9 protein-coding genes are annotated in these 13,984 nt (G+C 35.0%); 7 read left to right on the plus strand and 2 right to left on the minus strand.

All coding sequences use genetic code 11. From position 1 onward, the window contains the following. Window positions 1-25: 25 nt before the first annotated feature. Complete coding sequence (locus NKG37_RS08250) at window positions 26-1,057, minus strand: AI-2E family transporter (RefSeq protein ID WP_101729175.1); 1,032 nt, start codon at window positions 1,055-1,057, stop codon at window positions 26-28. Between the two features lie 229 nt (window positions 1,058-1,286). Here NKG37_RS08250 and NKG37_RS08255 point away from each other — a divergent pair, with 229 nt between their 5' ends. The 4 genes from NKG37_RS08255 (at window position 1,287) to NKG37_RS08270 (ending at window position 7,827) form a co-directional block, all read left to right on the plus strand. Then, on the plus strand, window positions 1,287-1,679 hold the full coding sequence (locus tag NKG37_RS08255) for a MerR family transcriptional regulator (RefSeq protein ID WP_016201303.1): 393 nt from the start codon (window positions 1,287-1,289) through the stop codon (window positions 1,677-1,679). Window positions 1,680-1,961: 282 nt separating this feature from the next. After that, window positions 1,962-3,269, plus strand: a complete 1,308-nt coding sequence (locus NKG37_RS08260) for a hemolysin family protein (protein ID WP_040342621.1) — start codon at window positions 1,962-1,964, stop codon at window positions 3,267-3,269. Between the two features lie 774 nt (window positions 3,270-4,043). Beyond that, a complete protein-coding gene (locus tag NKG37_RS08265; RefSeq protein WP_224427879.1) occupies window positions 4,044-5,471 on the plus strand; it encodes a PTS mannitol transporter subunit IIBC in 1,428 nt (475 codons plus the stop codon). Between the two features lie 283 nt (window positions 5,472-5,754). Further along, window positions 5,755-7,827: a BglG family transcription antiterminator gene (locus tag NKG37_RS08270; RefSeq protein ID WP_169187723.1), complete on the plus strand. Its 2,073-nt coding sequence runs from the start codon at window positions 5,755-5,757 to the stop codon at window positions 7,825-7,827. Window positions 7,828-7,962: 135 nt separating this feature from the next. Here the strand turns inward: NKG37_RS08270 and NKG37_RS08275 are convergent, their stop codons facing one another. Next, on the minus strand, window positions 7,963-9,204 hold the full coding sequence (locus tag NKG37_RS08275; protein ID WP_016205480.1) for an IS110 family RNA-guided transposase: 1,242 nt from the start codon (window positions 9,202-9,204) through the stop codon (window positions 7,963-7,965). A gap of 303 nt (window positions 9,205-9,507) precedes the next feature. Here NKG37_RS08275 and NKG37_RS08280 point away from each other — a divergent pair, with 303 nt between their 5' ends. The 3 genes from NKG37_RS08280 (at window position 9,508) to NKG37_RS08290 (ending at window position 13,687) form a co-directional block, all read left to right on the plus strand. Next, window positions 9,508-9,939, plus strand: coding sequence for a PTS mannitol transporter subunit IIA (locus tag NKG37_RS08280; protein WP_016201299.1), 432 nt, complete (start codon window positions 9,508-9,510; stop codon window positions 9,937-9,939). Between the two features lie 4 nt (window positions 9,940-9,943). Further along, on the plus strand, window positions 9,944-11,095 hold the full coding sequence (locus NKG37_RS08285) for a mannitol-1-phosphate 5-dehydrogenase (RefSeq protein WP_169187724.1): 1,152 nt from the start codon (window positions 9,944-9,946) through the stop codon (window positions 11,093-11,095). Between the two features lie 492 nt (window positions 11,096-11,587). Next, window positions 11,588-13,687: a PBP1A family penicillin-binding protein gene (locus tag NKG37_RS08290; protein WP_169189592.1), complete on the plus strand. Its 2,100-nt coding sequence runs from the start codon at window positions 11,588-11,590 to the stop codon at window positions 13,685-13,687. The last annotated feature ends 297 nt before the right edge of the window (window positions 13,688-13,984 follow it).

Consider the following 13,984-nt stretch of genomic DNA (forward strand, 5'->3'; position numbering starts at 1 on the left):
AATGCCCAGTTTTTTTATAGCTGGTCTATTCTTTTATTATTTCTTTTTTGTTATTAGGATCCATACTCTGAACCTGGAGAATATCTAAAAGAAAAACGAATACAGGTATCCCGATGATTAATCCCCATACTCCAAAGAAGTGCTCAGAGAAGATAAGGACAATAAAAGTGAAAAACACTGGTAAATTTGTTTTAGAGGACATTAATTTTGGATTTAGTATATAAGCCTCGATAGCATGGATTATACAAATGAATATTATTAAAATAATAATATAGGTATAGCCTCCAATGGTGTATCCAATCGTCAACAATGGTATTAGGGAGATAATAACTCCTGCCACTGGAATAAGACCAAGAACAAATACCATAAGAGACAAGCCTAGTAATTGAGGGAAATCAAGAATCCATAATCCGATTGTCGTTAAAATACAGTTCACTAAAGCAATAATAACTTGAGCTTCTAGCACTTTTCCAAACGTTAAAACAAATTTTTTGCCGAAAAATTCAATTTCATTATAAAAAGGTGCTATTTTACTTGTTCGAAAGTTTTCTCTATATTTGATCAGTCGAGGCTTCTCCAAAAGGAAGAAGAAGCTTAAGATAATAGCTAATATGAATTGTATACTTATCGAGCTAATGCTGGAAAAATATTTGACTACAATGCCTAGTCCTTGTTCCAAATAGCTGTTAATTTGTCTTTCTTGAATTATGGAAACAATATAATTTAAGACAGCATTATCATGTGGACGGGAGTAAAAATCCATTAATTGTCTAACTAGTGCCGTTATTTCTTCCACTAGCATTGGTAAATATTTAATAAAACTATAGGAAAGTAATCCGATCGTTATTAGATAGAGGATGCTAACTATAACGTTTCGTTTTACATGAATACGCTTAGAGATAATTTTTTCCATCCGGTCCATTAAAAATGAAAGGATAAAGGTAAAAAGCATTAAATTAATCATGCTTCTAAGGGCGTAGATACCCAGAATAATGAAAGCAAAGATGAAAAACCTTTTTACACTTTTACTTGTAAGAAAATTGATAATTGTTTCCACTCCATTTCCCCTTTTTTGATATATTTTCTCTTTTCTATCTTTCTTCCTATATTTTAACCTAAATTGAATTTTAATAATATAAAAAAGCCGACATTTTCGAAAATTTAGCAAGAAGAAAAAAAGAGGCATTCTAGATAGGAAGTTTTTTGCTTGAATCTTTCCTCCTTTGACTTATATAATTAGGAAGTAAAACTAAAACGTTATGGTTAGGAGGAGAAGCGATGGGGCTGTGAAATTAAGAATTGGTGATTTGGCAAAAGTTACAGGTGTAACGAAAAGAACCATTGATTATTATACAAACCTTGGTCTTCTTCAAGCAGAACGTTCTCAAACAAATTATCGTTACTATAGCGAAGAGCAGATTGAACAAATTAAAACGATAGAGGAATTTAAAAAGAGAAAACTATCGCTCGAGGAAATTAAGGAACAATTAAATAAGCATAAAATGAACTCCTTTGATATCGAAGAATTAAAAACAAATATGAAGGATCTTAATGAAAAAATCCATCAGATGCTTACAACAGTTGATATTCAGGACCATCATAAAAAAAAGGAAGTAAGAAATACTATATCTCATGAAAGTATTTCTTTAATACAAGCACTGTTGCTTTTGCTAAATTAACTGTAATTTATCCCACTCTTAACGGACAGTAAGACTCAACCATAAGCTTATGAGAATACGGTGGGAGATCAACTGTCCGGAAAGGTCCGATTGGTTTAACTGACCATCAGTGGGGGAGGAAGGAAAACCCCTACTGATGGAAGTTTCACTTTATAGGATGCATTTATTTATATGATTGAAGTAGTAATTTTACAAGCAACAGCGTCTCTTTCTTTGTATAGGAGAAATGCCGCGCGTGGCTTTTATTAATCAGGAGGTGTAAGCCCCTTTACGGGCTACTTATTGGAAATTTTTAATTTGATTTTATTCGTGATATTAATTGCATTAACTGCTTTTTTCGTTGCAACAGAGTTTGCAATCGTAAAAGTCAGGAGTTCAAGAATTGATCAGTTAGTTGCTGAAGGAAAAAAAGGTGCGTTAGCAGCAAAAAAAGTAACGACCCATTTAGATGAATATTTATCTGCCTGTCAATTAGGGATAACAGTTACAGCGTTAGGTCTAGGTTGGATTGGGGAATCTACTTTCGCAGAAATTTTAGAACCGTTATTTGTTCGTTTATCTATTGGGAATGCGCTCTCGCACTTGATTGCCTTTATTATTTCTTTTTTACTTGTAACTTTTTTGCATGTCGTTGTCGGAGAACTTGCTCCAAAAACGGTTGCTATTCAAAAAGCGGAATTAATATCCTTAACCTTTGCAACGCCAATTATTTGGTTCTATCGACTATTATATCCTTTTATTTGGTTGTTGAATGGATCGGCACGACTTTTGACAAGTATCTTTGGATTAAAGCCAGCGTCAGAACATGAACTTGCACACTCGGAAGAAGAGTTAAGAATTTTAATGTCAGAAAGCTATAAAAGCGGTGAAATCAATAAAAATGAATTAGCATATGTAAATAATATTTTTGAATTTGATGAACGAATTGCAAAAGAAATCATGGTACCAAGAACAGAAATGGTTACTATTAGTGTTGATAATACGTTTGATGAAATAATGGCTATTTTAGAAGAAGAGAATTATACGCGCTATCCATTAGTGAATGGGGATAAGGATAATGTGATCGGATTAATTAACATTCGTGAATTTCTAACAGCGACTATTCAAAACAAACAAGAGATTCAACTAGAGGAATACATGAAACCGATTATCCGTGTGATTGAAACAGTTCCTATCCGTGAATTACTAATAAAAATGCAAAAGGAACGTACACATATGGCGATTTTGCTTGATGAATACGGTGGTACTTCAGGGATTGTTACAGCAGAAGATATATTAGAGGAAATTGTCGGCGACATCAGAGATGAATTTGATGAGGATGAAATTTCTGACATTCGTAAAATTAAAGATAATCATTATATTCTTAATGGGAAAGTATTGATTAGTGAAGTTAATGACCTTTTAGGGACACATTTATCTGAAGATGAAGTGGATACAATTGGCGGATGGTTCCTGACTAATAATTTCGAAGCTGTTGAAGGCGATATATTAGAAGAAGAAGGATATATCTTTAAAATTAAAAATATTGAAGAACATCATATACACTTTATTGAAGTTATGAAGGATGTAAGTGTAGTAGAAGTGCAATAGTAGGGGCTGGGACAAAACTAGATAGCCAATCTGTAAAGACGAACAATCTCTAATTTATCTCTTAATTAAAGGTTCCTTTTATACAATGGTTATTTATGTTTTTAAATATAGTCAAGTGTAAAAACTAATTCGTTCCATTGCGCTACAGAAACACGATTCGCCGGGGAGCAACCTAAGCCTCCTCGGCTAAAGCCTGTGGGGTCTAAAGATTGCTCTACTTCCCGCAGGAGTCGAGTGTCTTCCGCTCCATTCCACTCTGTTTTTAAAGGCAATTCCCTAAAAAATATTGTTTTTTTAGAAAAAATGAATTAGTAGGAAATATGGAGCAGCCTGAATACACGTAGACTCCTATGGGAGCTGCGAGAAAGTCCGAGACCCTGCAGGCCAGAGGCCGAAGCGGCTCGGCGCTCGCCCCATGGAAAGCGAAGTGTATTCAGGCTGCGGATATTAACACTAACTGTACTGAAACAGCCTTTTATAAAACTAATAAAACCCGAACAATCATTTAGGATTATTTGATAGTTGTTCGGGTTTATCTATGACTGGAATACTTATGTCCCAGCTTCTTTTTTGTTTGGAATTGTGTATAGATAGGTGTTTTAGTGGCATTTTAAAAAAGGGTTCGAAGTCGAATACTGATTTTATTGAATTTTATCAATTAAATTAATTTAATTGTGTCAGCAGTGTGTCTGTCAAAAGTGTGTTTACTTTAAATTGTTATAATTATGTAAACGCTTTATTATGAAAGTATGAAATAAAAGGAGGTAAAAAAAGATGTCAAACGAAAATAAAAATGGTTTTCGTGTAAAAATACAGCGTTTTGGTAGTCATTTGAGCGGCATGATTATGCCGAATATTGGAGCATTTATAGCTTGGGGGTTAATTACAGCCTTATTTATTGAAACAGGTTGGACTCCTAATGCGAAGTTGGCGGAACTAGTTGGTCCGATGATCACTTATTTATTACCATTATTAATTGGTTATACAGGCGGTAAAATGGTATATGCTGAACGTGGTGGTGTAGTCGGTGCGATTGCTACAATGGGTGTAGTCGTTGGAGCAGATATCCCAATGTTCCTTGGAGCAATGGTAATGGGTCCACTTGGTGGTTTCTTAATCAAAAAAGTGGATGACTTATTTAGAGGGAAAATTAAAGCTGGATTTGAAATGCTAGTAAACAACTTCTCAGCAGGTGTTCTTGGAGCAATTATTGCAATTATTGGTTTTCTATATGTAGGTCCAATTGTTGAAGGTTTAAGTAGCATTTTATCAAGTGGAGTACAATGGATTGTAGATGCAAAATTATTGCCTCTTGCAAGTATTTTCATTGAGCCGGCAAAAGTATTATTCTTAAACAATGCGATTAACCAAGGTGTTCTAGGTCCAATTGGAGTAGAGCAAGCGAAAGAAGTTGGTAAATCGATTTTATTCTTATTAGAAACAAACCCAGGACCTGGTCTAGGGGTATTATTAGCTTATTGCTTATTTGGTAAAGGGACGTCAAAACAAACAGCACCTGGTGCAGTAATTATTCATTTCTTAGGTGGGATTCATGAAATTTACTTCCCATACATCTTAATGAAGCCAATGTTATTATTAGCTGTTATCGGTGGCGGTATGGGTGGAGTATTCACCTTTACATTATTCAATTCAGGTTTAGTTGCTACACCGTCTCCTGGTAGTATCATTGCATTAATGGCAATGGCGCCAAAAGGACAACATTTAGGTGTAATTGCTGGTGTTATTGTTGCGACTATTATTTCTTTCGTAATTGCAGCTATCATCTTGAAAACAAGTAAAGAAAAAGAAGAAGATATTAATGCAGCAACAGAAAAAATGGAAGCTTTAAAAGGGAAAAAGAGTTCAGTAGCAAGTGCAATTACTGCAACTACTGCAACTTCTGAAGCAACAGAATTTGATTATAAAAATGTGAAGAAAATAATCTTCGCATGTGATGCAGGTATGGGTTCAAGTGCGATGGGTGCATCTATTATGCGTAATAAAGTGAAAAAGGCAGGAATTGAAGGAGTAGATGTAACAAATACATCTATTGCAAATCTTCCAAGTGATGCAGATCTTGTTATTACACATAAAGATTTAACAGCAAGAGCAGTAGAAAAATTACCAGCTGCACAGCATGTTTCTGTTGAGAACTTCATGAACAGCCCTAAATATGATGAAATTGTTGAGAAATTGAAATAAGCTTATGCTTATTAACAAGCTGTCGGCCAACTCTGGCCGGCGGTTTTTTCTGTTGATACTTGCACATATAGCTGTAAAGAACAAAGTCATTTAAAAGATTTCTATTTAATCTACCCAAGTGTAAATGAAAGTATTTACTTTTCAGTATTTATAGAGGGAGATAGGGAACCCTAAATTAAAATTGACAACAATAAAGTTGAAAAAAATATGTTTAAAACTGTTTGAATAAGTGTATTTAGTAGTTCTATAATTAAATTATGTCAGGGAATTAAGGAGATAAGCTATGATTATTTCCGCTCGTGAAAGAATTATTTTACAAATATTATTAGAAAATATAGAAGAAGAAATGACGATTAAAGGGATTGCTGAGCATGTAAATGTCAGCGAAAGAACCATTCATCGGGATTTGAAAAATATAGAAGATATTCTAGAAGGCTTCCATCTTAAATTGAATAAGAAAGCGGGAGTTGGGGTAAAAATCATTGGTAACCCTAATGATATTTACCAATTAAGGGTATCTATATTAAAACAGGATTATGTAGAGTACACTCCAGATGAACGAATCCTTGTTGCTTTGTGTACTTTACTAGATCATCAAGAACCGATTAAGCTGTTTTCGTTAGCAAAGGAGCTTGGGGTAACTACTGCTACCGTAAGCAATGATTTAGATAAGTTAGAACCAACTATTGAAAAATTTAATCTGCGATTACTGCGAAAAAGAGGTTACGGGATTGAACTAGTTGGAACAGAAGAAGATAAAAGGAAAGCAATTCGCAGTCTTATTTCTGATCGATTCGATGTACCAGAGTTTCTTAAAATGGTAAAGGAAAATATTCAGAAGAAGTCTAGCAATAAAATTGACTCTATATCTGAACGGCTTTTAGGGCTTGTTCAAAAGGAGAAGTTGCTTCGGATTGAAAATATTATTGAAGATATTAATGAGCAATTGCCTTATCCATTGGCAGACAGTTCATATGTTGGGTTAGTTGTTCATATCGCCCTTGCAATGGAAAGAATACAGCGGGGAGAAAATATCTCCTTTAAGGAAGACTATTTAAATGAACTTTCCAAAACAAAAGAATTTGAGTTTGCAACACAAATTGTTGAGAGATTGGAACGAACGTTTGATATAGTGATTCCAGAAGAGGAAATTGGCTATATTACGATGCACTTAAGAGGTGCCAAAGTTCGTTATGATAATAAGGTTGGTATTAAAGATGAAAATGTAGAAGTGGCTATGCTAGTAAGAACTTTAATTACGAATGTAGAGAAATTGCTGCATACGACATTATTAGGTGATTCTTTGTTCCAAGGGTTGTTAGCCCATCTTCAGCCAACATTATATCGGTTGGATCAAAAAATGAGGATCTCCAATCCTTTATTAGAAAACATAAAAGAGGATTATGCTGAATTGTTTGCAGTAGTACAAAAAGCAGTGGAGCTAACGCTTGTCAACAGAGATGTTCCTGAAGAAGAAATTGGCTACCTGGTCTTGCACTTTGGATCTGCTCTTAATGATAAAAAAATAACAAAAGATTTAAAGTTATTGATTATCTGTTCAAGCGGAATTGGAACATCGAAAATGCTTGCGGCAAAAATAATCAATCAAATTCCAAGCCTATCAGAAGTTAAAACAGCTTCTGTATTTGAGCTAAAGAATATTTCGATTGATGAATATGATGCAATTCTTTCGACAATCCCACTGGAGGATATCTCTAGAGATTATTTAGTAGTTAATCCTATACTAAGCGATAAAGATTTAGAAGAAGTGAAAAGCTATTTGCAGAAGAATAGTGGTCATCTTTTAAAAGAAGCGAAGGTTATAGAAGCTCCTAAACAAAAATGTATGGATTTTCAGTCATTTCTTCTGTTTACAGAGAAATCGCAGATTCTATCTACTGTTTTAAAAGAAATGCATATATGGGATGAGGGAGTAAGTTTAGGTGAAAGCTTAAAAAGGGGATTAGAGGTATTGAAGCAGCAAGGCTCTATTTTAAGTAATACAGAGGTGTATGAAGCTCTAGAGGCAAGGGCTGAAATAGGTGGTCTTGCTATTCCTGAAACCAATTTAGCACTCTATCATACAAGTAGTAATCAAATTGAAAGTCCATCTTTCGATATCATTGACTTGCCCGAGATGGTGAGTTTGAGGGCAATGAATGGTGCTAATGAAATGGTGAAACGAGTCCTACTTTTACTCGCACCATTAAATGCAAGTCCAAGTGTAATGGAAGTATTAAGTTTTTTAAGTGCATCTATTATTGAATCGGAGAGGAGTATCGATCTATTCAATAATGGCAATAAAGAAGAACTATTGAATTTTATTAGCAGCCAGTTTTTAAGACATCATTTGTAAAATTAATAGGAGGAATAAAGTCTGAAATAATTATTGAAATCAAGTCTGAAATAATTATTGAAATCACTATCTCAAAAAGAATGCATGACAAATAAACCATCATTGGATGATTTTTTTAAAATTTATACGACAAAATCAAGATGCTTCTAACACATGATAACCATGGTTTTTAGCTAATAAAATCGCTTGTTCTACCGTGATTTCACGGTTTACTGGAAGAACATCCGATTTTAAATATAATTCAGCGTTATAGGCTTCTTTCTTTTTGAGAATATTGTAGATAGCTGTTAAAAGCATTCGTGCAATCGCAATAATTGCTCGTTTGTGACCACGGCGTTTTCTTAGCCGTAGGTAACGGTTTCGAATTTCGGGATGTTTTTCACTTTTAACCACTGCGGTTGCACATTGCACCAAAAGTGGTTTTATGTAACATCCAGCTCTTGAAATTCTTACTGACTTTTTCTTGCCGGCACTCTCGTTATTTGTGGGTGTAAGTCCTGCCCAGGAGCATAAATGCTTAGCTGTCGGAAACACGTCCATATCAACACCTATTTCGGAAACCACGGCAATGGCGGAAAAAATGTTTTTAAAAGACGGAACAGTTAAGATTAAGTTGATTTCATCATGGTAGGACGCGGCAAGTGAAAGAATAATTTTTTCAAGATCTGCTTTACGGGCTCCAAGGTCTTCATAATGTTGTTTAATAACCTTTAATTTTTCAGCCTGTTCAGATGTAATGTATCCATCAATAGCGAGCTCGAGTTCAGGAAGTTTATGCTTCATGGAGCCATGAATTAAAGGTTCTAAATCAAATGAGGTGTCTAATGGATCCTTTAGTAGCTTCTCAATAATGTTCATGGAGCTTTTGCCGAAGGTATCCGAAACAATATTTCCAAGCTGAATATTAGACACAGTTAAACTGTTTTGAAGACGGTTTTTCTCACTCGACATAAAGTTAGTCAGCTTGAAGCGATAACGCATAAGGTCACGAAGCTGCCTAATCTCAAGTGGAGGCATAAAGCTTCCGGCTACAAGATCATGTTTAAATAAATCAGCAATCCATTTAGCATCTTTTTTATCGGTTTTTTTACCGCGGATTGCCTTGACATACTTAGGATGCGCCAAGGTGATGTTACAGGAATCTTCTAGTACATTGAACACAGGAATCCAGTATTTCCCGGTAGATTCCATACAAACATCCTGACAATCATTTTCACAAAGCCATTGTGACAGCTCAAGCAATCCTTTTGTATAGGTTGAAAAGCGATGGCGTTTGTAAGTGGTTACTCCTTTGGAAGTGGAGGCAATACAAGCCACAACAAAGGATTTGTGGACATCAATTCCACAACAAATGGGATAAACAATTTTTAAAGCCATAGGGAAAACTCCTTTATAAGATTTATAGGGATAGACAACATTGACTGATTGCCCAGCGATAAACGAGTAATGTTTATACAAAGATAAGTCTGCGTGCTCGAAGTCACACTTATTTGTGCTTGGAAAGGCAATCTACACATATAAAAATGCGGTCACTCCACAACTGGAGCAGCCCACTCACCTCCGCGTGATTTGTAGTTGATTGGTATCCCTATGGCTATAGATTTGCCAAAATAACGCTCAGTGCAAACTTGTTTCATTACGTTTTGTGCCTTGAGCGAAGCGAAAGGAATGGATATAAAAATGAGCATTTTAAAAAAGGAAAATATTATTTTAAACAGCAGTGTAGCAGGTAAAGAGGAAGCGATCAAAAAAGCCGGTCAAATTCTAGTAGACCAAGGCTATGTATCTGAGGATTATATTCCAGCAATGTTACAAAGAGAAGAAATTTCATCTACTTATATGGGTAATTTCTTAGCAATTCCACATGGTACAGATGAGGCAAAAACAGCTGTATTAAACTCTGGACTATCTGTTATTCAAGCGCCAAATGGAGTAGATTTCGGTGATGGTAATATTGTAAAACTTATTATTGGTATTGCTGGGAAAGATGGCGAACACTTGGAGTTATTATCACAAATTGCTATTGTATGTTCTGAAATTGAAAATGTAGAAAAATTAGTTGCTGCGAAATCAGAAGAGGAAATAATCCAAATTTTAAGCGAGGTAGAATAATACTATGAATGCTATTCATTTTGGAGCTGGAAATATTGGTCGAGGATTTATTGGTTTATTATTGCATCAGTCAGATTATGCTATAACGTTTGTAGATGTTAACGAGCAAGTAATCGATGAAATTAATCGTGTTGGTCAATACAATGTTTTGCTTGCTAATGAAACAAAAGAGCAGTTCACAGTAAAAAATGTAAAAGGGATTAATAGTAAAATAAATCCTGAACAAGTAGTAGAACGGTTTATCCAGGCAGATATTGTTACTACAGCTATCGGTCCAAACATTTTAAAATTTATTGCACCACTGATTGCAGACGGAATTAAAGCACGTATGAAAAATAATCAAACACCTGTAAATGTGATTGCGTGTGAAAATATGATAGGTGGAAGTAGTGCCCTTAAGCAGTTTGTATTAGAGCATTTAAATGAAGAAGAAGCAGCATGGTTAGAAGAATATGTAGGTTTCCCTGATTCTGCTGTTGACAGAATTGTGCCAAACCAGAAAAATGACAATTTATTAGACGTTCTAGTTGAACCTTTCCATGAGTGGGTTATAGATGAAACTGCAATCAAAGGAGAGAAACCAGAAATTGCCGAAGCTCATTTTGTAGGTAATTTACAGGCTTATATTGAAAGAAAGCTTTTTACTGTAAATACTGGCCATGCTGCAACAGCATACTTAGGCAATATCAAGAACTATGAGACCATTTCAGAAACAATCCATCATGAAGGTGTGAAAGAAAAGGTACTTCATGTTTTACAAGAAACAGGAAAAGTACTTGTAGCTAGATATAATTTTAATGAAGCAGATCACCAAAAATATATTGATAAAATTTTAGGTCGTTTTGCAAATGCTTATATTGTGGACGACGTAAAACGAGTAGGTAGATCGCCGTTACGAAAATTAAGTGGTAACGATCGCTTAGTTGCGCCAGCTCTAGCTTATTATAAGGAGTTTCATGAAATTCCTGCTCATTTAGTAGAAGTTATGGCATCCGCTCTTCATTTTTACACACCAGAAGATCAAGAGTCTGTTGAATTGAAGAAACTAGTGGAGGAAAAGGGAGTTCAATCAGCTTTCGTTCAAGTATCAGGCTTAAGCGAAGATCATGAACTAGTAACAGAAGTTATACGTGTTTATAACAATATTCATGCATAAAGAAAAATCCAATGTGGCCGTGTTTTCAAGGCTACATTGGATTTTTTTGATAGTTAACATAAGGCAGATATGTTTCTTAAGTCTATTCCTATCTAGACCGAGCGCCTTTTGCCTAGCAAACTTTAGGTCACTATTAACGTGCAGCGGTTGTAGAATTTACCTTTGATTGTTTGCGTTTTTCCCATAGTTTTTTAGCGAAGGGATAAATGATAGGTCACCACGTAATCATTCGTCTGAACATTTTTTTCATTATCTCTCACATCCTTTTATTCTTTATAAGGTCTTTTCCCGAAAGAACGATTGTATAAACAATAATCCCTATTCTAGTTAAATTTGGTAATATTAGAGCGAAGTACCTTCTTGTAATTTAGAAAAAAAGAGAATATAGTTTTCATAGATACTTGCAACATATAAGTGATAATAAACGTCTAATGTATGGATAGACCGAAAGAAGAAATTATTCCATGAGTAAAAGTAAAGGATAGGTAATTGATGGATAGATTAAAACCATATTGGGAAGGATTTCGACGTTTCTGGAAAAAGAGACATCTTACCCAAATTATACTTTTGGCTTTATTATTAGTTGTTTTAATAGCGATATTATATTTTACGTATTTAGCAACACAAGCAAATGTCAGTACGCTAAAGGCTGGATTAAGCCAAGCTACGATTATTTATGATAAAGATGGGGATGAAGCAACCCAAATTAGAACGGAAAGAACAGAAGGCATCGAATTGAAGGATGTACCTAAATACGTTCCAGCCGCAGTTGTTTCAATTGAAGATGAACGTTTCTATCAACATAATGGATTTGATATAAAAGGGATTAGCCGCGCCTTCTTTAAAAATATCTTTGCAGGAAGAATTACCGGTGGAGGAAGTACGATTACGCAACAGTTAACAAAGAACGCTTTGTTAACATCCGAACAGACTTATAAGCGAAAAGCAGAAGAATTATTTCTTGCGGTAGAAATAGAGAAGCATTATGAAAAAGAAGAAATTTTGCAAATGTATTTAAATCATGTTTATTTTGGCAGTGGAGCATGGGGGATTAGCCAGGCGTCACTGAAATATTTCAATAAAGATATTAAGGATGTATCTATAAGTGAAGCTGCATTACTTGCGGGAATATTGCAAGCGCCATCTGCATTAGATCCATATAACAATTATGATGGTGCTGTTAATCGTCGTAATCTTGTTCTAAAGAAAATGGTAGATTTAAAACAAATAACAAAAGACGAGTATCAACAGGCAGTAAATGAAAAAATTGTCTTGGAAAATGGGGGAGGCTCTTTTATTGAAAGAGAATATCCATATTATGTGGACGCAGTTATCGATGAAGCGATAAAAAAATACGGTCTTACCCAAGAAGAACTTTTAAAAAGAGGGTATAAAATTTATACGGAGATGGACCAAAATCTCCAGTCTACATTAGAAAAAACCTTTGCTAGGGATTCCTTATTTCCGAGAAGTGCTGATGGAACATCAGCACAAGGCGGAGCAGTATTACTCGACCCAGAAACAGGAGGAGTAAGAGGGTTAGTTGGAGGTAGAGGGGAACAAGTTTTCAGAGGTTTTAACCGGGCTACTCAAATTAGAGTACAACCAGGATCTACGATGAAGCCACTTGCTGTTTATACACCCGCTTTAGAAAAGGGCTATAAGATTGATTCGATGTTAGAAGATAAGCCATTTAAGAAGGGGGATTACGAACCACAGAACTTCACGAAGACATATAAAGGGGAGGTTCCGATGTATGAAGCCTTAGAAGACTCCTTAAATGTTCCAGCAGTCTGGCTATTAGACAAAATTGGATTGGAGAATGGTCTTAAATCACTTGATCGGTTCGGTATTCCTTATGAAAAAGAGGATGAATATTTAGGGATAGCTTTAGGTGGGATGACCAGAGGGGTTTCTCCATTGCAAATGGCGAGTGCTTATTCTGCCTTTCCTAATGAGGGAATTCGAATGGAAAGTCATTTGATTACCAAAATTGTTGGACCGACAGGCAATGTTATTGCCGATTATGAACCAACGTCAACAAGAGTTACTTCTAGATCTGTTACCAATGACATGACATCAATGTTGCTAGATGTTATTAAATCAGGAACAGGTCAAGGGGCAAAAGTGACTGGATTCCAAATTGCTGGAAAAACTGGATCTACTCAATTGGATAATAGTAATATTTCTGGTACGAAGGATCAGTGGTTTGTCGGATATACTCCTAATTTAGTTGGAGCGATGTGGTTAGGCTATGATAAAACAGATGATACACATTATCTACCAAGCAAAAGTTCGGGAGATGTAGTACCTATTTTTAAAACTATTATGGACCAAGCTGTGCAATATGTGGAGCCAGAGAATTTTAATGTTTTATCTGTAAGTGATAGACTTGCAAATAAAGATAGTGGAAATGTTAATAAAAAAGTGGAAGAAACGAAAAAAGTCATTAAAGAAAAAGCGGAGGAATTAGAAACCACTATTAAAGAGAATTCGTCAAAATGGAGCCAGGTCGTAGATGAAATAAAAAAAGATGCGAAAAAGGTAAATGAAAAGGTAAAAGGGAAGTTACAAGAAATACTGGGAAATTAGTATTTTCAACAGGGTAGAAAAATATACTGGAACTAGTAGTTAATGCGACTATAGACAGTATATTTTTCTATCTATTTTTATTCTTCCGTTACTGGAATAGTAGATTGTAGAGAAAGTCTATGTTTGAAGTATAACTTGTTGTAGAAACTATAGAGAATAATCAAGATAAATACGTTTAATTAAATGAGGCATGTGATAAATATAACAGAATAAATGAAAAGGAGGAGACGAAATTTTAAGGAGTGAAAGTTAAGCAAAATAATGGAAAAGTCAACTAGGTTCAATTATAATTAATGT

This window comes from Niallia sp. RD1 (genome assembly GCF_024219955.1).
GTDB classification, from domain to species: domain Bacteria; phylum Bacillota; class Bacilli; order Bacillales; family Cytobacillaceae; genus Niallia; species Niallia alba.